The organism is Gardnerella sp. CCPDSM (assembly GCF_056754715.1).
The window spans coordinates 41864-66343 of sequence record NZ_JBQEQO010000005.1 but is presented as its reverse complement, the minus strand read 5'-3'; the positions used below and the strand labels follow the sequence as shown (position 1 = coordinate 66343).

Genomic DNA, 24480 nt, shown 5'->3' with positions numbered 1-24480 from the left:
TTATGATTCCGTTTCGTTGTTGGTTGCGTTGTTATTGTCGTCGTTAGTTTCGCTGCTTGCATCGCCGCTAGTTACGTCGTCAATATCAAGCTCAGATTCTTTTTCAAATTGTAGTGCTTTTTCTACGCTACCAGTTTCCAAAAGAATACCGAATTGACGCTCGTTAAGCATAGTAATACCGAGTTCTTGCGCTTTAGTTGCTTTAGAACCTGCATTTTCTCCAAGAATTACGCAATAAGTATTCTTACTTACGGACCCAGAAGCTTTACCTCCTCGAGATGTTATTGCCTCCTTAGCTTCATCTCGACTAAATCCTTGTAATGATCCCGTTACAACAACTGTTTTGCCTTGTAGAGTTTGCGGAAGCTCATTATTTTCAACTTTGCCAACTACTCCGGCTTCTTTCCATGCTTCTAGCACTTCAGCTCGCCAATTGTTGCTATCTTTAGCTTGCTTAAACCAGTCGTAAACAGCTTGAGCAATTTCTGGGCCAACGCCATCAATTTGAGTAAGCTCTTCAACCGACGCGTTTGCAATATTTTCTAAAGATCCTAATTTTGCTGCTATAAGACGCGCTGTTGGAGGGCCTAGTCTGCGAATAGAAAGAGCAACTAAAACTCGCCACAATGACGCATTTTTGCCTTTTTGAGCTATTTCTTCAAGCATGCTACGCGTAGTTTCTGCAGGTCTTGTGTACCAAGGTACGCTAATTGTTTCTTTAGAATTGCTGCCAGCTCGCTTATCTTTCCAAAAAACTACTTTCGCATCTTTAGGAACTTGGAATTTAGGATATTGAGGATCCCATTCGCTATTTTCGTTTGAAGATTCAGCAAATTTAGCTTCTAGTGTGCGAGTCCAGAAAGCTCTTACTTGATGCCAAAGACCAGATCCGCCTATTTTGCGAGTGCGCTTTTTAAATTTTCCGTCTTTCCCAGCTTCTTGCCACTCTTCAACAAGAGGAATCTCCTTCCAAACCATAACGTTTCGTAACTCGTCTGCAGTAATGCTAAATAATCCAGCTTCACTTTTAAGAACTGCAGATTGCGGTTTTGGTAATGTTAAGCCCTCTTCTGGCACATATGGTTGCTGAGTTGAGCCTCGCTTAATTACAATCTTGTCCATGTTTGGGCAATAAACTTCCGCAGTATTCGGCCTAGAATCTTCAGGATTCGTAAGCGCTAAAGCCGCGTTATCTCCCAAATTTTCAATATCGAAAGCTTGCCTCGAAGCCAAGTGAATTATGCGCTCAGTAAGTTGCGCTGGGCAATTTTCAACATTTGGGCAACGAATATCTTTATCCCCTTCTTTTGCTGGAGCTAACTTAGTTCCACAAGATGGGCAATATTCAGGCATAACAAACTTTTTAAGCTCGTTTTCCCTACCTTCCCTAGCTTTAAGCACAGGTCCAACTAATTCTGGAATAACATCCCCAGCTTTGCGCACTACAACAGTGTCTCCAATAAGCACACCCTTATGCTCAACTTCGTAGGAATTATGTAGCGTTGTGCGAGAAATAGTCGATCCTGCCACAGTTACTGGTTCAAGAACTGCCACAGGAGTTACTCTTCCTGTTCTACCAACTTGAACAATAATATCCTTCAAAACTGTGTTTACTTCTTCAGGAGGATACTTATACGCAATAGCCCATCGAGGTGCTCGAGAAGTTGAACCAAGCTGTTTTTGCAACGCTCTGTCGTCAACTTTTACAACAATACCGTCTAATGCGTGCAAAATATTTGCCCTATGCTCGCCGTAATAGTCAATCATGTCTTGAATTTCAGCAAAATTAGTGACTTTACGCGTGTACGGAGAAATTGGCACACCCCACTGTTGGTAAAGCTTGTACGCGTCAGATTGGTTAAAACTAGTTTCGCTATTAGCGCGCGCTGTATTTTCCTTCCAACGGAGTTCGCCTAAACCGTGCGCAAAAAAGCTTAAACGACGTGTTGCTGTAACACGAGGATCTTTTTGACGAAGCGAACCAGCAGCTGCGTTTCTAGGATTTGCAAAAGCAGACTTTCCAGCATCTTCCTGCTCGTCGTTAAGCTTACGAAAATCGGACCATTTCATAAAAACTTCGCCGCGAATTTCTACAAATTCAGGAATATCTTCAGGATTTTCCGCGTGAAGTTGCGATGGTATTTCTTCAATAGTTCGAACATTAAGTGAAATATCTTCTCCGGTTACGCCGTCGCCTCTAGTAAGACCTTGCTCAAGAGTGCCGTTTCTATAAATAAGATTTAGCGCTAAACCGTCGATTTTTACTTCGCACGTCATAGGAAGCGGTTTAGATTCAGGCCATTTAAGATCGCGCAAAACGCTGTCGTACCAGTCGTGTAATTCATCAAGCGAAAACACGTCATCCAAACTCATCATGCGCGAAGGATGTTTTACGGAAGTAAAATCGTTAGAAAAAGTTCCGCCTACGCGGTGCGTTGGAGATTGAGGCGTATCAAGTGTTGGGAATGCTGCTTCTAACTCGCTTAGTGTGCGCATGCGAGCGTCATAAGCGGCATCAGAGCTTGTTGGAGCGTCCTCAACATAGTAGGCAATTTGATCAGATTGCGCCCAAGCTGCAAGTTTTGCCCACAAATGCGCTGCCTGCTCAGTTGTTAATAATTTAAGATTAAGATTTCCTAAAGCTAATGCGTCCGCGTCTGTTGGTTGAAGTTGAGCAATCCAATAATCTACGTTCTCATTAGGATTTGCCACGTTAGTATTGTGCTGAATTTTAGAATTTTGCTCTTCAGTCGATTCAGTTTTATAAGTTTCGCGCGTGCTTTCATGAGTTACAGGTTGCTCATCAAAATCGTCAAAAAGTGTCCACTGCGCACTTTGTGACTCTGTATCATTGTGAGCCTCACTCATAAAATCCCCTTTAACTTAAAAACCATTTTAAAGTATTACTTAAGCTTTACGTATTTCTTACGTATTCTTACTAATTATTACGCATCCTTACGCATTCTCACGCATTTAGCGAACGTAAGAATTGCGACTGTACTGCGCCTTCCAAATCTTCAGACGAAGACATTCGAATATGCGCAACACACAAAGTTCTTGCAATCACAAACATTCCATCGTTAACCGTAAGCTTCGCAGCTTTGCCAATAATATTATTTGCTTCAATATTTGGCCATACAGGAATATCTTCATGCTCGAAACATTGATGCACTTCATCCATATTAGTCGGAGCTTTATAACACTGCGAGCGCATTCTAGATAGTAGCTCTTCTAGTTCCATTTGTAATGGTTCTATTCTTCCTGGAGCTAAATAGTCTGCCATGCGGTATGCGCTGGCTGCGAGCATGAACCTGTCTTGCATCCATGCTGCGTAAGCTAATCTGTAGTATGCGAATGCTGCGTCATCTTTGTCGAAAGATACTCTTAAAGCGTTTAAGCATGCTGCTATTACTGATGCCCAATCTTCTTGCTGGGATAATGCTGCAGCTAGTCTTAAGTGCGATAGTGCGTATGTTGGCGCGTAGGAAACCATTGTGTTTAAGTGTTTTATGGCAGCGTCTGGTTGGTGTAGTTGTGAAAGCAGGTCTGCTAGTTCCATGTGTGCGTAGAACAGTCCGTCTGGAATGAGTAGTGTATGCTCGTCTGGAGTGGCAAATAGTCGATTGTATACTACTCTTTCTGCGTATGAATTAAAGTAGCGTGGCACAGTGTTTTCTACTGCGAACATTGAGTCGAATTGAGCTATGTTTTGCTCGTATGATTCAATTGCTTGCTTAATATCGCCTTCCATAAGCTGTTCTTGCGCTTTAATGCGCATGGATCGTATATCTTGCGATGCTTTGAAAGAAAGCTCTGGTATTGGAGTTTCGTCTATTAATGCTCGAGTTACGTTGCTTGATTGCGCGCTAAGCTCTGGGTCGCCAATATTTTCAATAATATTCATTGCTTCTCGAGCTTTTTCTGCTGTTGTTGGCATTTGCAGTGCCGCAATGTGGTGGAAGTCGGCTACTGCTTGTTGGAGCAAATCTTCGCGTTGAATTGATAAGCCTTGTGCAAACTGTGTTCCGAGTATTTCTTCCTGGTCTTGGTCGAATACTGCGTCTGAGAATTCTGGCTCTTCTTGAGCTCCATGCGGAGCAAAAGACGCATCGTGTAGGTCGAATGATGCTTCTACTGTATCGAGCGATCCGTCTTTTAGTATGCGCATATTTGCGTTGGATTGCTTGTATATTTCTATTGGATTTTGTAATCCGTAAGTGCGAATGTATTTTACAAAGTTTTCGCGCTCAAAAGTAACTGTTATAAGAGTGCGTATTGCAGGAGGCTCGCTAAAAGCTGCTAGCGGATTCGCATTATTGGCACTGTTATAGTTATTAGTGCTGCTTTCGTTACTTTCGTTAATTTCGTTACTGTCTTTATCTTCTATACTTTCAGCGTTATTGCTGTTTTTAATATCTGATTGCGTACGCTCGTTTTCGCTTAGCATGCTGTTTGCAAAATCGCTTGTATGAGCATCTACTAAGGATTGTGCTGCTTCTACTACGTCCGCAAGTGGAAGATGCTGTAAATCTTGCAATTGTGCAGGATCTCCATGAACGTCACCATCTTTCGGCTCGCCTTTTGAAGGTGATGCAGCTGCGCTCATGCTATTAAGCGCTCTAAGTGTACGGCTTAGTAGAGTGTTGATTGCGCTGTCTTGAGCAGCAACCATTTCTTCCAATCCGATTGAATCTAATCGAATAGAAACGTTCTGTATTTTTTCACTTGCACCAAAAGCAAGAGTTGCAAGCATAATGCCAATTCGCAAATTATAGTTTGTTGACATACGCGATTTTTCAGTATCGCTATACTTATGCCACTGATTTTTTAAATTATCGTATTTGTATACTGGCATTAGCGATGATCCTGTAGAAGTAAAAGCTAACGCTACTTTTCCATCGTTAAGATTAGAGCGAAAATCAGCATCAAAACGGAACGGCAAATATAAGCTTCGTATAAGCTCAGAAAGAGACTGACGGTACAGCCACTCTCCTGCTTCTGCTTGTTTTAAATAAGACGCTGATTGCTGACATTTACGAGCTTTTCGCCACAAGTGCATTAATGGGCGTATGCTGTCGTCTCTAAGTGGACTGCCAAAATTGCTCATTCCAAAAGTTTCGCTAGCAATAAAAGCAGGATCTTCAATAATTGCGTTATCAATAGCAGCAATACTTTCGAGGCTTATATTGCTTTCTAAACTTTTGCCGCCTTTAGAAGCGTTAGTTTGAAGGCATTGATATATTGCTTGTAAACGGTTTAGCGCACCTTCAATTCGCAATACTTTTAACGCAGCTGATGGCTCTAATGAATCATCCCAAATTAAGTAATGTGCTGAAGTTCGTTGAGCTTCTTTAAAATGCAATCTTTCAGCCCCGTGTACTGCTTCCAAGCTGTGAGTAGGCTCTAATGCGCCAACATCGTGCATAACGCGCTCATAGTAGGACTCTAATCCAGACACGCACAAGCCTTCTTCGCGTATTGATTTAATATCAGCTATGCTGCGTCTAATAGCTCCAAGAGGAGCTTCGGTGTGTAAACGGTGCAAAACGTGATAATACCCAAATCCAACTAAGCTTTGATGTAAATCTGGTATGAAGAATGATGCGAAAAATAGTGTAGCAATAGCGTCGGCATACGATAGATTGCATCGCATAGAATCCGGCAAAAACACGCGCGTTGCTTCAATCGTGTACTTTTTATTCTTGCCGTTATTTTGGCAAAGCCATGAAGCAACTTTATGCAAGCCGTCGTCTAGTGAGACTTGCATAACAACATCGCCGTAAACAATTGGCGAATTGTTAATATTGCCAAATACTTTTCCGCACTTTTTAACAATATGCTTAATAAGATTATTAGATTTAGGAATTGAGGCCGATCCGTAAAATCGTGCGCTATTGCACAAATCAAAAGAACCTTGCTCAATTAAAGACAATTGCGGAAGTCTTTCGATAGCTTCTTCTGGAGTTACTTTATCTCCTGTATAAACTCTTCCGTCTTCGTCTGCAATCGCAAGTTGACGAAAATATTTTCCGTCTTCTTTGCATAAGCCTAGCGAAATAGCAAATTTTTTGCCTGGAATTTTAAACCATGCTAATTGCGTATTCGAAGGTAATTTTGGAAAGTTGTTAAAAATTTTGTGCTTAGCGAAAGTAGGAATAGAAGTGACTTCGCCATTGGCCCATAAGGATTCAATAGCGTCAAGCATAATTGACCTACAATCTTCTTTCGAAGCTGCCTGCTCGGTAGATTGTACGTCGTCAGCCATAATCCCCATTCTTTCAAAATCGATGCTAGTAGCAATTATGGAAACACGATTTTATAAATAAAATACTAAAAAAATGGAGCGGACAACGGGACTCGAACCCGCGGTCTCAACCTTGGCAAGGTTGCGCTTTACCAACTAAGCTATGTCCGCAAAACAAAAAGCCATCTTAGTTAATTTTTTGCTTAAATGCAACTTTGGGATGTCGCGCAATATTGAAAAATTCTAATATTGCTTAATTTTCAATGATTTTACGGTGTGTTGTTTTATGCGTGCGATTCATTTGAGCGTTTGCTGCACTTTTAATGTACTGTTGCCGTTCGTTAACGGTTTATAATTGATGCTTTTTGTAAACTTTTGACACTTTTATGTTTAATTGTAAGATTTTTTGCGCAAAATATTTTTTTTTAGACCAATTAGCCATAAAAAATGATATTTTTAGAAAAAATGCAAAAAATTATGTAGAATAGTCGTAGCCGTTGTTCTTGAACCAATGAAGAAACAAGAACAAATAGAACAAGGAGGTCTCTATGAAGGCTATTGTTGCAACCAAAGATAAGAAAGCTCAGGTTGTTGAGAAGGAACTTCGTCCGCTTGAATTTGGCGAAGCATTGTTGGACATGGAGTGCTGTGGCGTGTGCCACACTGATCTTCATGTGAAGAACCAGGATTTTGGCGATAAAACTGGTGTTGTGCTCGGTCACGAAGGCATTGGTATTGTTCGTGAGGTTGGGCCTGGCGTTACCACGTTAAAGCCTGGCGATCGCGCATCGGTCGCATGGTTCTTTAAGGGTTGCGGATACTGCGAATATTGCACTACTGGTCGCGAAACTTTGTGCCGTAGCGTATTGAACGCAGGCTACACGGCAGATGGTGGTATGGCTCAACAGTGCATTGTTGCTGCTGATTATGCTGTGAAAGTTCCAGATGGTTTGGATCCTGCTCCTGCAAGCTCTATTACTTGCGCAGGTGTAACAACCTATAAGGCTATTAAGGAATCTGGAGTACATCCTGGCGAATGGCTTATTCTTTTTGGTCTTGGCGGCTTAGGCAATCTTGCTTTGCAGTATGCAAAGAAGGTTTTTAGCGCTCATGTTATTGCAGTTGATGTTAATGATGCACAACTTGAGTTTGCTAAGCAGTATGGTGCTGATTTGTGCGTGAATCCATTGAAGGAAGATGTTGCTGAGTTTGCTATGAAGAAGGTTGGCGGCGCTCACGGTGCTGTTGTGACTGCTGTAAGCAAGGATGCATTTAATTCTGCTGTTAATTCAGTTCGCGCAGGCGGTACAGTTGCTGCTGTTGGTTTGCCTCCAGAAGATATGGAACTCAGCATTCCTCGCTTGGTGCTTGACGGCATTCGCCTTGTTGGCTCCCTTGTTGGCACGCGTAAGGATTTGGCTGAGGCTTTCCAGTTTGGTGCTGAAGGATTGGTTGTGCCGCAATGCCATATGCGCAAGATGGAAGATATTAACGATATCTTCGACGAAATGCTTGATGGCAAGATTCGTGGCCGTATGGTAATTGATCTTTCGCACTGAGATTTCGCACTGAGATTTCGTAGTGAATTTCGTAGTGAAATTTAGTAGAAATTTAGTAGAAATTTCAAACTGAAATATATTGAAATATATTGTAGAAAAGGATTTATAAGAAGGTTTATAAGAAGGTAATTTAAAGGATATGAGGAAAGGCTTTCGAGTTTTTCCTCATATCCTTTTTTGTTGCTTAACTAGAAAATGGGTGCAAAAACAAAAAAACGCAGTGTAAACACTGCGTACATATTGTGGGTGATATAGGAATCGAACCTATGACCCCTTCCGTGTGAAGGAAGTGCGCTAGCCGCTGCGCCAATCACCCAAAATTTTTTTAATTATGCGTGAAAGGCAATCCTTTCGAGTGGGCGATACAAGGTTCGAACTTGTGACCCCTTCCGTGTCAGGGAAGTGCGCTACCACTGCGCCAACCGCCCAGGTTGTGTATTAAGCTAACCCGCTTAATCGAGGTGGGTACGAGAGTCGAACTCATCTATACGGCTTTGCAGGCCGCTGCCTAACCGCTTGGCTAACCCACCGTAAGGTCGAATAACTCATCGGACCTAGAGCGGACAACGGGACTCGAACCCGCGGTCTCAACCTTGGCAAGGTTGCGCTTTACCAACTAAGCTATGTCCGCAATGCATTCTTGCTAACTATGTCAGCGCCGAAGCACGAGTAACTACTATACTCTAAATATTCTCAAATGCAAGCCCTCCCCTATTTTGGCGTGTCGCTTGATTTTTGTTGTGTGCTGGATGGCGGTTTGTTGCTGACGTGTTTTGCGGACATTCTTTAGTTAGTACCGTTATTTTCTCAGTTCGTTGACTGAGTTTTTAACAGTGTTTGGGCTGTGAGTGTTACTTTCTCAGTTTGTTAGCTGAGTTTTTAACGGTGTTTAGGCAATCATCGTTAATTTCTCAGTTCGTTGACTGAGTTTTTAACGGTGTTCTGCCAATTACCGTTATTTTCTCAGTTGGCTGACTGAGTTTTTAACGGTGTTGAAGAACTTGGCTTATGCACACGAATATTCGCCAGATTGGCTTTACACACTTTTGATGATTGCTCGACATTATGTATTAATTTTAAATTAAATAATTTAGTAAATAAGATTATATATGATACAATGATGGAACAAATGGATTGGGAGTACTCGGTCGGCGAAAGCTCTAGGCGTTGTGCCTAGAGCTTTTTGCTTTTCTTATTCTTGTGCAATCAATAAGGTTCCTTTTCTGGATAGACTTTTACGCCATAACCTTTAATTTCTCCATTCCAAGATCTCCTGATTTTATTTCTCAATATGTCATACGCTCTATTAGATTGTGTAGGATGCAAATAACGTATGCCAATAGGTCTAGCAACTAAATCAGCTAACTGAAGACCTTGCAAATTAGCAGATTTACTTATGCAATTAAAATCAAACATTCCTTTAATGCCGAGAATATTAGAAGAATCTATAAAGTTATTAAAAGCCTTTTCAAGATTAGAATCCTCTTTATTGCCACGACTCTCAAAAATAATAGGAATTGTTTTCCCAACTTGATTACGTTCCTGCAATTCATAAAAAATGCGCTCAATACCAAAATTCATGCCAATAACATAAGGATTTTTAGGAGAATTGTAATGAGAATATTTATTCTTGTCGATCACTGTTGAAACAATCGTAAAATTAGATGATTCAATTATTTGATTTAACCTATTGAAGAATTCATTTCTTACAGTATCTTCCATAAGAATATTAAAAACTCCAGTTCTTTTACGAATCTCACGCTCATGAAGTATAGGAATATTTGAACCGAAAAAATCAAACTTTAATTTAAGAATCTCTGGCACAACATGTTCCACATAATGCTTCTTTTCAAAGATACAAAAAGACAAAACAAACACAGGATACTGTTTGTCTATGCTAACAAGACTTTGGTCACCACTTTCATCAACAAAAACAATGTAATCGCCAAAAGTATTTTTCTTCATGTCCTACTTACCAACTCTCATATTTTGTATTCCCCAAAATAGTAAATATCACGAAATATTATACCAGTAACATAAATTGTACTAATAATTTTTTATTGAAAAATAAGTATAAATCTAGAAGGTATTGTTTATTTCAGTCGTTTTTTTTTATTTATATCTTGCATCAAAATTATTGCGTTAAGGAAACAGTTTTGATACGCGGGTGCTGGCAGTTTTAAATACTTTGCGGTTAGATTATAGCGACAAAAATATTGGACACTAACTGCAGTGCGCTAGTGTCCAATATTATCTATTATTTTGTTAAGTTGCTTTCAGATTTCCACTTTTCTATGAGTTGCAATGCTTCTTGCTCAGAAGCATGATTAAGATCGTCATTATTATTTTCATAATTCAGTACAAACGAAGCCAATATTATTTGCTCTTCCTTAGTAAATTCATCTAATCGACTTTTATCAAAATTTTTTATGGAAGCATAAAATTCTTCTTCAGAAACTAGATTAAAACAATTTTCTGAATAAAATTTCCAGCCCGTTAAACTATTATATGTTGTTAAGCATAAGAATTTAAGCTTATCTATATCATTATCAAATAGATTTGTAACATACTCGACAGCATCTTTCATGTTAATATATTTCCATATGTAAAATGCTGTATCGAATTGGTAAGAACTTAATATATCTTCGGATTTTGAAATAGATTTAATTTTTGACGCATAAATTTTTTCAATATCTGCTAAATGTTTAAGACTAATGAATTGAAAATCTTTACGTTCATCTTCACATCCGTATTTTTTGTAGGCAAATCCAATATATCTAATTATTGTAGATGTTGTGCCAATGTTGTATTTATTAATATTTTGAACTGCAGAACTAATAATTTCATACCTATCGTTTTCTTTATCAATATAAGCGACTATTTTTAATAATATGTGTTCTGAATATTCAGCTGCAGACGTGTTATAGAAAACAGATGGATATGGGTCTTTAAATTCATATTGTAATTCAAATAACATAGATGCAATTAAAGCAAGTCGATTATTTGGTATTTTACTATCAATAAGTAATGCTTTTATATTTTTTAAAAATAATACAATGTTACCGTTTTTATTAAAATTCTTAACTTTTTGCATGAGAGCAAATTTGCTACAATTATTTATGCATTCAAGAATTACTTCTCTTTGAATTTTTATACTTGATAAATTAAAACTGAAATATAAATCAAATTTCTCAATAGAACCAACGCGCATTTTACTAATAAGTTCTTCTTCAGATTGAGGATTTGCTAATTTATGCTCATTAATGTCTTTTGCAAATGTAGGAAACATAGTTGAAAGAATATCTATTACTTTGTTACAGTCAAATTCAAGACTACTAAATTTCTCATTGCAATATTTTAAGTAATCTATGTTATCCTTGCCAATCATTAGAAGACTATGTTCACGGCATTGGCATAATGCATATGCATTATAAGAAATCCATTCATATAACTTAGGCTCGAAGATTTCTATTGCAGTAATAGCTAATAAATCAACAAATGATGTTTCTTTCCATAAAGCGCCATATTTGAATTGGAACGCGTTAAGTAATCTATTTACATCCCTTATATTATTTACATATGGATTTACGCACTTTTCAAGTACTGTTTCAAAATATTTGTTATTTTCAAATTCTTCTTCATTCTTGCTTTTATGAACAATATCATTAAGGCGATCTCTTAATATTTCATGCACTGTTGTTTTATCAATTTCAGGAACTTCAAAAGAAACTTGAACAATTTTCTTTAAATATTCATCCCCGTTAATATTGTGATATTCAGACAAAGCATTGCAAACAATTTCCCTATCCATTGTAAGGACATAAATTATGTTTGGAAAATCGCCTACTTGCTTAACCAATTGGAAAATGTCTTTAATCTGAGGAGTAGTCAATCTATCTATATCATCAATAAAAACAATTATTTTGTGGTTAAAATCTTTTAGTGCCTCACACAATTTTTCTTTAGCTTCATTCAAACTAGGATTTTTCATCAATTTAGCACCTACTGCTTTGAATGTAGTTTTCAATATAGGAGCGATTGCAGGCCCAACTACTGGAATAAGTAATGAAACGTCAATAATATCGGAATATTGACTTATAGCCTTTCCGATTTTTCCTTTATTCTCTTCTCCTTTAGCTACGCCTAATTTATTCTTCAATTCATGAAAAAATAAACTAATCAAATTGTTTTTATCTGAATAATTCCATGGCGAAAATCTTATAATTATTGGATAATGACATTGATCTTCTTCTTCAGCTTTTTGTGAAGTAAAAATTTTTTTGATTCTTTTGTATACTTTTGAATACCATTTTTTCTTCTCTGATTTATCTACTGGAATCTCAGATATTGCCATATTAATAATAGATGTCTTGCCACTACCCCACTTTCCATACAAACCGATTACAAGACCATCTTTGCTATCATATTCACAAATCGATCTTCCAAATTGTTTAGCAAAAACAGATCTTCCCAATAAATCTTCATCAGCTTTTTCAATAGGTTTATCTGCAACGTAGCTCATATTCTTTCTCCCACTTTTGCAATTGCAGTATTTCGTATAATAATCTATATTCTAATCATTTATGCAAATTATTCTTTAGCCAATACTTAAATATTATGTATTTCAAAAATTGAGCTATAATCCAAAGATTTTGAAAATGCTATCGCATAAAACGCAAACTTGAAGATAGAGTATTACTGGTTGAAATACCGAAATAAAGGGGTTATAAGTCTTACACTAATAACCCAGTAAAAGAAAAAAGAAGAACCCGACGCATCAGATTCTTCCAGGTTTAGTCCGAAGACGTCCACCGCAATTCAACTACAATGCTATCACACTCTTATTTTTCCTATAAATTTCCGCCAATATTTTCAATAGGTTTATAGTTTACGTAACTTAATTAAGCACTTTTCACAGCCTTCATTGCAATACTGATATTTTAGATTGTAATATAAATAAAATAAGGCTTTAAAGAATTGAGAGAATATTTTGAATAGCATTCAGTCATTATGCATTAACATTAACTTAAATAATTTGGTAAATAGCATAATTATTTCAGTTGCATCTTCTCTTTTAATTACAGGCTTATATTTTATTTTCCGCGCTTTTAGATTAGATAAAATTGGTCAATATATATTTCATGAGAATAATAAAATTCCATATGTTGAACTTGACTTAAATAAACAGATTGTGCGTAACATAGGAATGGAACCTGCAACTGATATTGAATTATTCAAAATTAATTTTCCTTTAGATAATAGTTTTAATTACATGCATGTAGCGTATATATGTGCTTTGCCAAATTTGATTCAAAATCAAAAAGAAAATATTCAATATATCCCAGATGATTGTTTAATGGTTCATGAATATTGTTTTATTCTTCAATACTCAAATATTTCAGGAATGTATTTTTGGACTTTAATAATTCCAACTAGCCCAAGAGGTGACAACTTTATTCAAATCAATCCTCATTTTATAAAAGATAGACATAAACTCAATATTGCTAGTAATAAATGCGGATGTCCAAGATGGATAAAGATTGCAGTGTTAAAAGACAAGAAAAAATCCAATGGCTAAAATTGTTGCGTTAAGGAAACAGTTTTGATACGTTCAGCCGCGATGCTTTCAAGATAAATTATTGGCTCATATACTGGCAATGCTTGAAAGACTTAATTCGAACATATTTAAATACAGTGAAACGTCTATATAAAACAACTTTAAACGTTATACAGCCTGTTCTGTGAGAGTTTCAAGTGCATCTAAGCCATTTAGCTTATGTTCTGCATCTAATGCGTCCCAGTATATTGAATCTTTAGTAAGTTTTGATTTTAAAAATCTTAATCTTTTATAATCATTCTTACTGTGCAATTGTTTAGATTCAGAATTGTAGATAACGCGGAGTCTAACATTAATTATTGAAATACCAAGCATATGAAATCGACTTAAACGTACTGCGCTTCCCTGCTAACAACATATGCATTAAACTCTTAGACTCTAACGATTTTTAAAGTTTAGAGCACATTCAATTCTTAAATTGCAAAGCCGCTTACAAAAAAAAGAACCCCCAGATTTGAGCACTGTTAGTAGGCTTAGGGGGCTGCTGTTATCAGCAAGTTTATCACTATTTCTAGATATTTGCTATTTCTATTCAACGACTCAAAATAAAAGAGGGAGCCGAAACTATGTCAGCTCCCACAGGTGTGTGTCCGCAAACGCACACCGCAATTACGTTTACATTATACTTCATAGTGCGTAAAAGCTAATTATCAAATATAATTTTTTAACTTTGTCATCCTTTTCTTCCAATCTTTCTTAATAACTGCTTTTACAACGTTTACATTACTTTTAGAAACAGAATTTATATAATCTGAAGTTATTTTTTCATATTCATTAATAAAAGACTTTATTTCTCTTTTGGAAACATGAAGAATTTTTAGAAAATATGACACAAGCACAATGTAATCACCAATACTATTGAAATTAACATAAGGTAAATGAATCTCATTAATCAAGCAAGCTGTCATAGGTCGCGACGGTTTCGCTTTTTTAAAACGCGTATCGAAAATGGCAGAATTATGGGCAATTGCATTTCTTAAATCTTTTAACAGATAAATATATTCATAAACAAGCTCACGATTCGTATCAGATGATAAATTCAATCCAATTTTTTTAGAAATATCTTCTCTAACCTCATATGTAAGACACGACAAAATATTTCCAAAATCTCCAAGCATAGTTATTTCGAATAATGCCCAAATTGGGACATCTGCATATTTATCATAAAAATGCGTAATTTTTGAATCTTTATTCTTATATGCACGCGCAAGGTTACGTTGAATAGAATTTTGTAAATCTAATTTCTTTTGCTGAGCTTTTCTTTTTTGATCATTAGTAAAATTCTTTGGAGAATTATTTGCACCACTAACCGATCTAGTCAGCATAGCTTGGATACTTTCCGAACGACTTTTCCTAAGTATGCACTCCATCGCTATATTTTTTACAGCTGTTTCTATGAACATAATTTTTCCATAGAAAAGTGACTTCAACTCTGAATCGTATTTTATTGTTGCATACACTTCGCCATATGAAGAAAATGGTATTTGATGTCTACTTTGTGTATCGCTAAAAAAACGATAACCTTTATATCCATGAAAATATCCAGTATTTATTAGTTGTCTTTTTTGTGCACTACCAGAAATCATTACGCCACTATCTCTAAGATGTCGCATTAAAGAATCAACTGTTTTATAAGACATTACGTCTATCCCCTTCTCTGAAATTTTTTACTTCACAGTAAAATTTATTTTTACAATTTTACTATGCACGCTTGAAAGTTAGAAAGATGTGATTGGATATTAGTATTAGGCGGTTTTGCGTACATAGTGAAAACTATCGCTAAAAAGTTTAGCGCACTGCGTCTTTAAGCTGGTTGCTTCAGAAGGTAGCACGTAGCAATCGTCAAACACTGTTACTTTCTCAGTTGGTTAGCTGAGTTTTTAACAGTGTTGAAGAACTTGGCTTATGCCCACGAATATTCGCCAGATTGGCTTTACACACTTTACATATAAGACTTTATTTTGTGAGATTGTATTCAGTAATCAGTTCCGAGAGCTCGTTTAATCCTGCTTGGCGCTCGCGAACGTTAAGAGACTCAGCCAAATCTGCAGCGCACACTGCAATTGGCATAAAGGATTTTGCCGATGATTCTTGTGTGCCTTCAGTAATGTTTGAAGACACATTTTGGCGAATAAAATCGAAAACCTCAGAATCTTCGATAACGCGGAGTCTAACATTAATTATTGAACTATCCGCGCCGTCTTCGCTCTTTTTAAGATGAAACTTATTTATTAAATCCACTAAATTGTTGCTACTTACGTATCCTTCTATTTCGTCAGTTTGCGTAAGTTGGAACTGTGTATGCATATTTCCGGTTGCAGCAGAAAGTATTAAGTGCTTTGAAAGCTCTGCTAAACGCGATTTTCTGCACCAATATTCCATTGTTTTCGCACGATTTTTAGATCGATTAACTAGCTCTTGCGGAGTAATCGAACGCAAATATGTTTCTATACGATACTTCTGCTGCCTATTGATCCATGAAACTTCACAACCACTAAGCATAAATAATGCTGCAAAAGCTAATGACGGAGCGTATGCTCTACCGCTTTTAGAGTTTTGTTGTTTGTAACGATTTACAGAATCTAGTGAAATTAAGATCTTCCTACTTCCAAATGCGTATGTTGTTAGTAAATGATTCGAGCACAATGCGCTAACTCTCTGAGTGCTAACTGCTAGCTTTGCTGCAGCTTCCTCACGCGTAAGAAGAGTATCATTCACAAAAATAGACATAACGCAAGTGTATCAAAATTGTTGCGTTAAGGAAATAGTTTTGATACGTGGGTATTAGTTATTATTAAAGGGTGCCAGGCTAGTTTTATTTCAAAAAAAATATCTATCATATTCGCTTACACGCTTTTGGCTTATAATCCTATGATTCTGGTTTTAAGAAAAAGTTTATCATTTTATGCTTCATAATCTTATCTATAAATCTTTTCTTGTTCTTTGGTTTATCACATTATTTAGTGATTCATTATCAAAATGAATTATACGATTTAGAGTCGGCCCAATATTTTCCAATGGTTTAATTGATTCTGGAAAATTTTTCACAATTGTTTCACGCAATGATTTTGAAATTTCACTCAAAGCGGGCGAAACAGCTTTAGTAATATACTCATTGATTCCACTTGTTTGAATGATTCTAGTAAATGAAGATAAAACATTTTCTGAATCTGTATCTCTCAAATGTTTTCTGTTCTCAAAATCAGCAATGGCAATATCTAACTTCTTTATATATTGCTTAAGTAGATTTCTATATTTGCAAAATTCAGTATCAGAAATTTCTTTGTTGTGCACTACTTTGTTTCTTATTTTTCTAATTTCATCAAGACTATTTCTAGTTAAATCTATATTCCTTTTACTAAAAAGTCTTTCCCATAATGCTATCTTTTCACCCTTATTTAATATATTAATAATATTATTTGAGGTTTCCCGCTTTTTCAAAGCTAATTTTGCATCTTCAATTACCTCATTTGCATCTTCAATAGATTGTTCCTTAAATAAATAATCAATATAATTTTGAAAAGTAAAACAATCTAAAGCAATCTCAATATAACGATTTTTATTCCTTATATTCTCTGCAATATCATTCTTAATTTCTTCGTCAACTAAAGTTTTTTTAATCCATTCTGTACCATATGCGCTTAACACAGTAAGATATACAAATTGCCTTAATTTTCTTTCAAATGTGAATATATACTTAGACAGATTATTGCAGTAATATTCTGAAGCTCCATCAAAAATGACAACAACGTTATATTTGCATCTTAGATCATTTTTTATAAAAGCGCGCTTCAAAGACTCGATTGAAATTGCTTCTTTTCTTGTAGTTTTCTTATTAATAGTTAAAATTTTTAGTCTAATTACTTCGTCTATTTTCTGAATATTATAATTAAATTCTTGATTATAGTTGTGTAAGCATAATGTTTTTTCTTTAAAAGAAATCAGGTCTGCGAAATTTTCCTTAAATGAATCAATATCATTTTCGCTATCCTTATTTTTTAGCATAAATACAAGGTCAATAAACATAAGTCACTTCGATTCAGATTTTACTTTTCCATTTGTTATACAATCTACTTCTAACAACACGTATATTGGGATTAATGCCTTTTGCAAAATACACTAATTCTTGATAATCAAATTCTTCCATCATTGGGCCGCATATCAATTCCATGTCGTCAAAATATTTACCATCAATGTTAAAGTCTACATAATGAACGATGGGTTGATTATTTGATAATAAATCATTAACAATTTCTTGACCAACATTAGCACTATATTTCTTATCCCTAAGAAATTTTATTTGATCAAATGGAATATACATTACTGAATATCTCCATTCTTTTTGGAACTCCCACTCAGTACTTTTATATTTCCCTAACACATTCGCGTCAAAACAAAAAAATTCACCATCCTGTCTCAAATATCTAGGATAGATAAGTGATTCATCGTCTGTATATGTTACTTTTGCATTTAAGCGCTGGGTAAGAATGTCTCTATCTTTGTCACTTATAATAAATTGCGGCATTAGCTTAAATCTACATCCAAAACAATATTGCGCAGGTACTATAAAAGTTTCATCCGTTGACTTTTCCGATGGTTGATCTTCTTTATTAATGCAATGCTCAACGTAATCATCATAATTATTTTTAAAAGGAAAACTTCTTAATTTTATGCAAACGCCTCTGCTAGAATCTCCATACATAGACCATTGTGGTATGCTTTCTCTATTCTCACTCCAGCAGCTTGAAAAAATAAATTTCCCCAAATTGCGACCTTCACCGGTAATTGCTTCAGTTTTATCATCCATACATTCAAGTGAAGTTAGTCTCAAAGTTTTATTCATTAAAATTAGCTTTGCCGATTTCAAACTAGTGTAATGGTATAAATATTCTGGTATTCCTTCAACTATTTGCATAATAAACTTCCTTATCCTCCCCTATATTTCTTTTAGCACAGCAAAATCTCTTTTTTTATCATTTAATTTATTATCAAGCAGAGTCCATTTTAGATATATTTCAACATTTTCAATCACTTCAATTCTAGCAAGACATACGGTATTTGACTGTCAAAGTAAACAATAAGCACATAGCTAATCCGTGGTTCAGTAGATAATAGACGCATGAATATTGCAGATCAGCATAAGAAGGCAGTAGAGTTTATTGAGCGCTGGCAAGGTCGCGGCGACGAAAAGCAGGAAACGCAGAAGTTTTGGCTTGACCTTGTGCAAAACGTTTTGGATGTTCCAGATGTGTTAGTAGCTAATTTGCACAATGAGCTAGAGAAACAGTATGCAGATCCGGATAGTGAAGAAGAACATCATTCTTTAGCATTGCTAACCGTTCGCATAGTGTTTTGCTTATATGATTAAGATGCTGGAATATCATCAGCTTCCATAGCTAGAATTAGCAAAGGTGAGAACGTGAATACAGAGACACTACTACGCATCTGTCAATACTTGGAATGCGACATCAAAGACATTTGCGAAGTAAAACAGGTAAAAACGAAGAGGTGAAGTGATGAAAAACATTTTTGACACGGTAGCAGACTTACTACTTACAAACGATAAATACAAAGCCGAAGATGGTAAGCTTCTTAAAGCTGTTGTGTACAGTGATGTTATGGCAATGAGCGATGATTTGCTCACCCTTCTCCTTTCAAACGAACGCGTAAAAGAAACCTTTTTCAAAAACGTTCAAAGCACGCTCGTTTTTGATAAGCAAAAGTTCTCTTGGTTCATGGAATCAAAGGAATTCTTGCCTGACTCTTACACGGCTTACACAAACAAAATTGGGCTTACTCATAACGGCAGTTTCATCTCGCAAACAAACGATGTTGTGCTCGACTTCCCTTACAAGGATTGCGTATTGGAAGGCGGTCAAGATAAAGATGATCAAAAACGCAGTGAGATTTTCTATAACGAAACGATAGCAAGTGATGAGATTTCGCGCATGCTTGCACCCAAAGTCTTCACGAATGCAAAACGTTACACCGCCGTTGGTGAGAAAGATTTAACTGGAGAACTAGATCCTAATACTATTCATGTTGAAGAAGAAACCGGCATAACGCTTAAAGACGATGATAATTTAATCATCAAAGGAAATAACCTTATTGCCTTAGCAAGTTTGCTTAAACGCTACGAAGGTAAAGTAAAGTGCATATATATTGATCCACCTTATAACACGGGCAATGACAGCTTTAATTACAATGACTCGTTCAACCATTCCACATGGCTAACCTTTATGAAAAATAGGCTTGAGTTGGCTAAAAAGTTACTTCGTGAAGATGGTTCTATTTTTGTTCACTGTGACGATAACGAACAAGCATACTTAAAAGTTCTTATGGACGGAATCTTTGGTAGAGATAATTTTATAGCTTCTGCACCGAGAAAAACAGGTGCTGGCGCGGCTGCAAATAGAGCAGACTACGTATTAAGGAAACCATACGATTTCATACTAATTTACACTCTTAATAAATTAAAAACACATTTCAACAAACTGGTAATAGGAGAAAAGGAATATCCTTATCAAGATGAATACGGAAAATATAGCTTGGGTTCTTTCCAAGCTACTGGTTCTGACTCTACAAAAAAAGCAAGACCTAAACTATATTACCCAATATACGTTGACGCTAATAACAACCTATCTTTAGTAAAAGATGATAGCACAGTAAAAACTATTCTTCCTAACAAAGTTAAGGAAGAGGATGGAAGATGGATGTGGAGCAAAGAAAAATTTGAAGCTGATAGCGAAAAATACTTATACTTTGATGGCGAGAGACTGCAAAGAAAAATATATTTTGATAAAAATAACGACCAAACAATTTATCAAGTTGAGAAAGCTTACTTCGACGAGACAATTTATCAAAATTCTAAAGGAACAAAAGAGCTTCAGAGTCTACTAGGATATAATGCTTTTAGCAATCCAAAGCCGGAAGGATTAATCTCAAAAATACTTGATATATCCACCAATCCTTCTGACCTCGTCCTTGACTTTCATCTCGGCTCTGGCACTACTGCCGCCGTTGCTCATAAAATGGGACGACGGTACATTGGTGTTGAACAAATGGATTACATTCAAGATATAACTGTTGAACGTTTGAAGAAAGTTCTTGAAGGCGAACAAGGCGGTATTTCTAAAGCTCAAAACTGGCATGGTGGTGGCTCTTTCGTTTATTGCGAGCTTAAAGAAGACGCGAACACGCTTATTACCACTATTCAAAATGCGACTGAAAATACTATTGAAAGCGTGAAGGCTTCCATTTACGCAGATGAGCGTATTGTGCCTTATCTTACCAAGCAGGAACTCGCTGATGCGGATAAAGACTTTGAGAATCTAACATTAGAAGAAAAGAAACAAGCACTCACAAAGCTTATAGATAAAAACAAGCTATACGTTAATGCTTCAGATATGGATGATGCAGCATACGAAATCAGTGATGCGGATAAAGCTTTTACGAAGTCTTTCTACGAGGAGGCATGATCCATGGCTGAATCATTTTTATATGAAAAACTTGATACGCTTAAAGAGATTAATGAGCTTTCGCCTATGCCCGATATTATTGAGCATAGTTTATCTCAAAATATTGTTTTGCGAGAGTATCAAAAAGAGGCTTTCCAATATTTCGTCACTTACTTTGAAAAAGATGGTTTGCGTAAGAATAAGCAGATTCATACTCTTTTTCACATGGCAACAGGATCCGGTAAAACGGTGATGATGGCAGGGCTTATCCTCTATCTTTACACAAAAGGTTATCGTAAGTTCCTCTTCTTTGTGAACCAAACGAATATCTTGAAAAAGACGGAAGAAAACTTTTTGAACGCGCTTTCGTCTAAGTATCTTTTTGCTGATAATCTTTCCTATCTTGGTATGAAGATTAAAGTGAAAAAAGTAGACCGGTTTAGCGATACGGTTCTAGATGATGATATTGAACTACTGTTCACTACTACTCAAAAGTTACATACGGACATGTGGTTTGCTAAAGAAAACGCGCCAACATATACTGATTTTGAGAATGATAAAATCGTTTTTATTTCGGACGAAAGCCATCATATTAATTCTTATACGAAGAAAAAGACTAGTAGTGAAGAAGATGCTGAGAAAAGCTGGGAATATACAGTTAATAATGCTTTTACTTCTAATAAAGACAATATACTACTGGAATTTACAGCTACGGCTGATCTTAAAGATAAAAACGTGCTTGCAAAATATGCTGATAAAATCGTATACAATTATCCTCTAGAACGATTCCGAGAAAGTGCCTACACTAAAGACTTCCAGAATTTTGCGACTGATATGAATCTCTGGGATCGTACGCTTATAGCTCTTATCTTGAGTGAATATCGTCGTTATCTTTTTGCGGACTTAAAACTGAATATTAAACCAGTTATTATGCTTAAGTCGCAAAAGATTAAAGAGTCTGAGGCTTTCCATGACGAGTTTTTCAAAAAGCTAAATCAGCTCACGAGCTATGAAATCATGGCTTTACAGAGTGCTAATATTCCGCTTCTTTCAAAAGCTATAGCTTATTTTGAGGAAAAAGACGACACTCTAGAAAACTTAGAGCATAGTCTTAAGAACTCTTTTGCTGAGGAAAACACCATTATTATGAATGGTGGCAGTGATAACAATGATGTGAATCAAATAAGAGTAAACTCGTTGGAAGACAAGGATAATCACATCCGCCTTATTTTTGCTGTTGACATGCTCAACGAAGGCTGGGATGTTCTGAATCTTTTCGATATTGTGCGCTTGTATGATAGTAGACAAGGCAGTGGTAAAGCAGGTCAGATTGGCTCCTATACGATTAAAGAGGCTCAACTGATTGGTCGTGGAGCACGCTACTGTCCATTCGTTTTTAATGGCGACAAAGACCTTAAATATAAGCGTAAGTTTGATGGTGACCTTACGAACGATTATCGTATTCTGGAAACAATGCTTTTCCATAGTCTGAACGATTCACGTTATATTACCGAGTTAAAACAGGCGCTTGTTGCTACTGGTTTGCAAGCAGAAAATCCAATCGTTCTTGAATATCATTTGAAGGATGATTTTAAAGATTCTTCATTTTATAAAAAAGCTTACGTGTATTCGAATGAACGCTTGCCTCGAGGTCGTGCGAATATTTCAACTATTGAAGATAGTTTGAAAACAAAAATATACCGCTATTCGCAAAAATCTGTATCTGGAAAAGTAGTAAACCTTTTTGGTGAAACTGAGAACGTTAATAATTTAACTGCAAAACCAGCATCAAAATCTTTTAAGGATATTGATTATAATATTTTATCTGGCGCAGCATCCTGCTACCCAGAACTCTGTTTTAATGCTATAAAAGATAAATATCCTAATGTTACTTCATTAAAAGAGTTTTTAACCTCGGATAATTATCTTGGAAACTCTATTTTAGAGATTACGCAAACTCAAGATAGTATAAGCGGTAAAGATTTATTTGAAGCTTGTAAGAAAGCTTTTTCGCAAATCGCATCATATATTGCGACTATTAAACAAGAGTTTGTTGGAAGTACTGTGTTTAAGCCGCACATGCTTAAAAATGTTTTACATGACAAAAAGATATCGCTTAATTCAATTACTGCAGACGGTGGTCATGGTGACTCGCAAAACAACTGCGCTAACGCTGATTATCGCATGAATCTTGTTGATGAACCGTGGTACGTTTTTACGGACAATTATGGTACGAGCGAAGAAAAACTGTTCGTAAAATATTTTAAGTCAACTATTGAGCCGAAGCTTAAAGCAAAAGGACTTGAATACTATCTTATTAGGAATGAGAGAATCCCTGAGCTTGCCATTTATTCGTTTGATTCAGGAGAACGTTTTGAGCCTGATTTCTTGCTCTTTATTCGTGAGAAAGAGCATGCGGATGTTAAAACATATCAAGCATATGTTGAGCCTAAAGGTAGTCAACTTTTATTTGAAGATGAGTGGAAAGAAAAATTCTTAGGGCAGATTGAGAACAATTACAAGATTAACGATATTCTAGGAAGAGGATACAAGATTATAGGTCTTCCATTCTTTAATCAAGAAAACAGAATGTCTGAATTAGACAAAGCACTAAACGATTTAGTATCAAAATTATAGTGAGGTAATAGTAGTGATAGAAAATACTTATCCAGTTGCTCTTTCTCGCCTAGGCGATGAAGACGATACGAGAGAAAAACAAGCTGAGAGAGCAATCACTTGGCTATGCAAACAATCTGGTGGCGATATTACTGTAATAACACCTAGAAAGTATTTTGAAAATAATGCCATAAAACAGTTAATTCAGATTAAAGGTGTTAAGCACTACTCGTGGCGAGAAAATGACGGCCAATACCTTACTGGTCGCGTATTATATGCTTGGCCAAATCGTGAAAGACTAAGTAATTTATGGCACTCTCAGTTAGACGCCTTAGCAGTAATTGAATGGGGTGAAGATAAAGATTGGATGACAATAACTAAACCTATCATTCTTCTACCTAACAAAATAGTTGAACCAACAGCTACCGATGATTTTGAACTTGATAAATTACCTAATGGAATTAGTGACATCTTATCGTATCTCGCTGGTATGGCTGATGGATATTCTCAAGGTATGAAATGGAACGAAGTTGAACAACTGAAATCCGACCTTATGGAATGTCCTGCACGATGGGAGGCGGTTACTACTGAACAAATCAAACAGGAATGTTTGCATCTTGGAATGAAATTAACTGACATAGATAAAATAACTGAGTTAGTTGCACGTAGGCAACATGGAAACACTTTCAATCTTTCCAAGAGCAGCTATAAAGGTTTCAAATTTAATCCGAACATGTGAATAAAAGATAATCCCACTGCAATTTTTAACATGTTAACAAAAGGCTCAAGTAGTGTGATGCTTGCGAAACATATAACACAGAAAGCAATAGTTTCAGAGTTCAGAAGAAAAAGTTTCAGAGTATAAAAGGAAAAGTTTCATTGCATCCAAGAGTTAAGAAACTAGACTATAACTTGCCTATAATTCTTTATATGCGACAAGCTCACTTCACTATAGGAAGTGTTGATTGCTGTTAGCAGAGTGTCACC

Annotated in this window: 16 protein-coding genes and 5 tRNA genes; 7 read left to right on the top strand and 14 right to left on the bottom strand. The window is 36.2% G+C overall.

Going from position 1 to position 24480, the window contains the following annotated elements; translation table 11 throughout:
• The 3 genes from ligA to ACTJLE_RS04175 form a co-directional block, all read right to left on the bottom strand.
• Positions 1 to 2868: an NAD-dependent DNA ligase LigA gene (gene ligA, locus ACTJLE_RS04185; RefSeq protein WP_481267558.1), complete on the bottom strand. Its 2868-nt coding sequence runs from the start codon at positions 2866 to 2868 to the stop codon at positions 1 to 3.
• A 97-nt stretch (positions 2869 to 2965) separates the two neighbouring features.
• Positions 2966 to 6265: a tetratricopeptide repeat protein gene (locus tag ACTJLE_RS04180; RefSeq protein WP_481267557.1), complete on the bottom strand. Its 3300-nt coding sequence runs from the start codon at positions 6263 to 6265 to the stop codon at positions 2966 to 2968.
• A 74-nt stretch (positions 6266 to 6339) separates the two neighbouring features.
• Positions 6340 to 6415 (bottom strand) — tRNA-Gly (locus ACTJLE_RS04175).
• A 377-nt stretch (positions 6416 to 6792) separates the two neighbouring features.
• On the opposite strand from ACTJLE_RS04175, the gene adhP reads away from it, so the two are divergent.
• Positions 6793 to 7803 (top strand): alcohol dehydrogenase AdhP, encoded by a 1011-nt coding sequence (gene adhP, locus ACTJLE_RS04170; protein ID WP_481267556.1) that lies wholly within the window; start codon positions 6793 to 6795, stop codon positions 7801 to 7803.
• Between the two features lie 243 nt (positions 7804 to 8046).
• Here adhP and ACTJLE_RS04165 read toward each other — a convergent pair.
• The 6 genes from ACTJLE_RS04165 to ACTJLE_RS04140 all read right to left on the bottom strand — a co-directional run bounded on the left by ACTJLE_RS04165 (position 8047) and on the right by ACTJLE_RS04140 (position 12325).
• A tRNA-Val gene (locus ACTJLE_RS04165) sits at positions 8047 to 8119 on the bottom strand.
• A gap of 40 nt (positions 8120 to 8159) precedes the next feature.
• Positions 8160 to 8231: transfer RNA gene (locus ACTJLE_RS04160), tRNA-Val, on the bottom strand.
• A gap of 31 nt (positions 8232 to 8262) precedes the next feature.
• Positions 8263 to 8333, bottom strand: a tRNA-Cys gene (locus ACTJLE_RS04155).
• Positions 8334 to 8361: 28 nt separating this feature from the next.
• Positions 8362 to 8434, bottom strand: a tRNA-Gly gene (locus ACTJLE_RS04150).
• Positions 8435 to 9009: 575 nt separating this feature from the next.
• A complete protein-coding gene (locus ACTJLE_RS04145) occupies positions 9010 to 9768 on the bottom strand; it encodes a DUF3800 domain-containing protein (protein WP_481267555.1) in 759 nt (252 codons plus the stop codon).
• 292 nt (positions 9769 to 10060) lie between these two features.
• Entirely contained in the window at positions 10061 to 12325 is a 2265-nt protein-coding gene (locus ACTJLE_RS04140) for a KAP family P-loop NTPase fold protein (protein WP_481267554.1), read from the bottom strand.
• Positions 12326 to 12838: 513 nt separating this feature from the next.
• Here ACTJLE_RS04140 and ACTJLE_RS04135 point away from each other — a divergent pair.
• Positions 12839 to 13381, top strand: coding sequence for a hypothetical protein (locus ACTJLE_RS04135; RefSeq protein ID WP_481267553.1), 543 nt, complete (start codon positions 12839 to 12841; stop codon positions 13379 to 13381).
• 147 nt (positions 13382 to 13528) lie between these two features.
• On the opposite strand, the gene ACTJLE_RS04130 is transcribed toward ACTJLE_RS04135, so the two are convergent.
• The 5 genes from ACTJLE_RS04130 to ACTJLE_RS04110 all read right to left on the bottom strand — a co-directional run bounded on the left by ACTJLE_RS04130 (position 13529) and on the right by ACTJLE_RS04110 (position 18335).
• Positions 13529 to 13735 (bottom strand): hypothetical protein, encoded by a 207-nt coding sequence (locus ACTJLE_RS04130; protein ID WP_481267552.1) that lies wholly within the window; start codon positions 13733 to 13735, stop codon positions 13529 to 13531.
• Between the two features lie 335 nt (positions 13736 to 14070).
• The gene (locus ACTJLE_RS04125; RefSeq protein WP_481267551.1) at positions 14071 to 15060 is read right to left on the bottom strand and encodes an Abi family protein; all 990 of its coding nucleotides are present in this window, start codon (positions 15058 to 15060) and stop codon (positions 14071 to 14073) included.
• Between the two features lie 316 nt (positions 15061 to 15376).
• Positions 15377 to 16150 carry a helix-turn-helix domain-containing protein gene (locus ACTJLE_RS04120; protein WP_481267550.1) on the bottom strand — a complete coding sequence of 258 codons (774 nt, stop codon included), beginning with the start codon at positions 16148 to 16150 and terminating at the stop codon, positions 15377 to 15379.
• Between the two features lie 192 nt (positions 16151 to 16342).
• Positions 16343 to 17446 carry a hypothetical protein gene (locus ACTJLE_RS04115; protein WP_481267549.1) on the bottom strand — a complete coding sequence of 368 codons (1104 nt, stop codon included), beginning with the start codon at positions 17444 to 17446 and terminating at the stop codon, positions 16343 to 16345.
• A 13-nt stretch (positions 17447 to 17459) separates the two neighbouring features.
• The gene (locus ACTJLE_RS04110) at positions 17460 to 18335 is read right to left on the bottom strand and encodes a DUF2971 domain-containing protein (RefSeq protein WP_481267548.1); all 876 of its coding nucleotides are present in this window, start codon (positions 18333 to 18335) and stop codon (positions 17460 to 17462) included.
• A gap of 204 nt (positions 18336 to 18539) precedes the next feature.
• Here ACTJLE_RS04110 and ACTJLE_RS04105 point away from each other — a divergent pair, with 204 nt between their 5' ends.
• The 5 genes from ACTJLE_RS04105 to ACTJLE_RS04085 are packed head-to-tail and all read left to right on the top strand — an operon-like array spanning position 18540 to position 24232.
• On the top strand, positions 18540 to 18788 hold the full coding sequence (locus ACTJLE_RS04105) for a hypothetical protein (RefSeq protein ID WP_481267547.1): 249 nt from the start codon (positions 18540 to 18542) through the stop codon (positions 18786 to 18788).
• 9 nt (positions 18789 to 18797) lie between these two features.
• On the top strand, positions 18798 to 18932 hold the full coding sequence (locus tag ACTJLE_RS04100; protein WP_481267621.1) for a helix-turn-helix domain-containing protein: 135 nt from the start codon (positions 18798 to 18800) through the stop codon (positions 18930 to 18932).
• Positions 18933 to 18936: 4 nt separating this feature from the next.
• A complete protein-coding gene (locus ACTJLE_RS04095; protein ID WP_481267546.1) occupies positions 18937 to 20898 on the top strand; it encodes a DNA methyltransferase in 1962 nt (653 codons plus the stop codon).
• 3 nt (positions 20899 to 20901) lie between these two features.
• A complete protein-coding gene (locus ACTJLE_RS04090; RefSeq protein WP_481267545.1) occupies positions 20902 to 23514 on the top strand; it encodes a DEAD/DEAH box helicase family protein in 2613 nt (870 codons plus the stop codon).
• 13 nt (positions 23515 to 23527) lie between these two features.
• Complete coding sequence (locus tag ACTJLE_RS04085; protein WP_481267544.1) at positions 23528 to 24232, top strand: hypothetical protein; 705 nt, start codon at positions 23528 to 23530, stop codon at positions 24230 to 24232.
• Positions 24233 to 24480: the final 248 nt, after the last annotated feature.

Coding starts and splice junctions, on each gene's coding strand:
- ligA (WP_481267558.1), bottom strand. CDS start 2,868: ATGAGTGAGGCTCACAATGATACAGAGTCACAAAGTGCGCAGTGGACA.
- ACTJLE_RS04180 (WP_481267557.1), bottom strand. CDS start 6,265: ATGGCTGACGACGTACAATCTACCGAGCAGGCAGCTTCGAAAGAAGAT.
- adhP (WP_481267556.1), top strand. CDS start 6,793: ATGAAGGCTATTGTTGCAACCAAAGATAAGAAAGCTCAGGTTGTTGAG.
- ACTJLE_RS04145 (WP_481267555.1), bottom strand. CDS start 9,768: ATGAAGAAAAATACTTTTGGCGATTACATTGTTTTTGTTGATGAAAGT.
- ACTJLE_RS04140 (WP_481267554.1), bottom strand. CDS start 12,325: ATGAGCTACGTTGCAGATAAACCTATTGAAAAAGCTGATGAAGATTTA.
- ACTJLE_RS04130 (WP_481267552.1), bottom strand. CDS start 13,735: ATGCTTGGTATTTCAATAATTAATGTTAGACTCCGCGTTATCTACAAT.
- ACTJLE_RS04125 (WP_481267551.1), bottom strand. CDS start 15,060: ATGTCTTATAAAACAGTTGATTCTTTAATGCGACATCTTAGAGATAGT.
- ACTJLE_RS04120 (WP_481267550.1), bottom strand. CDS start 16,150: ATGTCTATTTTTGTGAATGATACTCTTCTTACGCGTGAGGAAGCTGCA.
- ACTJLE_RS04115 (WP_481267549.1), bottom strand. CDS start 17,446: ATGTTTATTGACCTTGTATTTATGCTAAAAAATAAGGATAGCGAAAAT.
- ACTJLE_RS04110 (WP_481267548.1), bottom strand. CDS start 18,335: ATGCAAATAGTTGAAGGAATACCAGAATATTTATACCATTACACTAGT.
- ACTJLE_RS04105 (WP_481267547.1), top strand. CDS start 18,540: ATGAATATTGCAGATCAGCATAAGAAGGCAGTAGAGTTTATTGAGCGC.
- ACTJLE_RS04095 (WP_481267546.1), top strand. CDS start 18,937: ATGAAAAACATTTTTGACACGGTAGCAGACTTACTACTTACAAACGAT.
- ACTJLE_RS04090 (WP_481267545.1), top strand. CDS start 20,902: ATGGCTGAATCATTTTTATATGAAAAACTTGATACGCTTAAAGAGATT.